Genomic DNA, 595 nt, shown 5'->3' with positions numbered 1-595 from the left:
TTCACCAAAGCTTAGAAAAACTCGTGAAACAAGGTGTGACGATTGAGTTATGCCAACATGCGCTACAAGCTCAAGGGTTTGATCCAGAAATGGTGAATAATCGCTTATTTACCCCGGTTACATCAGGTATTGCCGAATTAATTAACCGTCAACATGATGGCTATGCCTATATTCGCGCTTAATTAATAACCTTACTTTATCGGTCCATCCAGAATTCAATATAGAAAGTAGACAATCATGAACCCAGAATTATTTAAAAGTAGCTTAGCGGATGCAGGAATCCACTTAAATGACCAACAAATGACACAATTCAACCGTTATTTCGAATTATTGGTTGAATGGAATGAAAAAATTAATTTAACAGCCATTACAGAACTAGAAGAAGTGTATTTGAAACACTTCTATGATTCACTGACTGTCGCTATGCACGTTGAAATGGCCGATCAAACGTACCGTTTAGTAGACGTCGGTTCAGGCGCTGGGTTCCCCAGCATTCCACTAAAAATTGCCTTTCCAAACTTAGACATCACTATTGTTGACTCATTGAATAAACGTATCAACTTTATCAATGAAGTGGTGAATGAACTTGGTTTAA

2 protein-coding genes are annotated in these 595 nt (G+C 37.6%); both read left to right on the top strand.

Going from position 1 to position 595, the window contains the following annotated elements:
• Positions 1-182, top strand: a 182-nt coding sequence (locus ACRCJ0_RS18565; RefSeq protein ID WP_431391659.1) for a DsrE family protein, incomplete at its 5' end; no start/stop codon positions are given.
• A 55-nt stretch (positions 183-237) separates the two neighbouring features.
• The coding region (gene rsmG, locus ACRCJ0_RS18560) for a 16S rRNA (guanine(527)-N(7))-methyltransferase RsmG (protein WP_431391657.1) at positions 238-595 on the top strand (358 nt) is incomplete at its 3' end.

The sequence above is a fragment of the Aerococcus sp. L_32 genome, from assembly GCF_050689315.1.
Note: the sequence above shows the minus strand (reverse complement) of the source record. Positions and strands in the feature narration are given on the sequence as shown.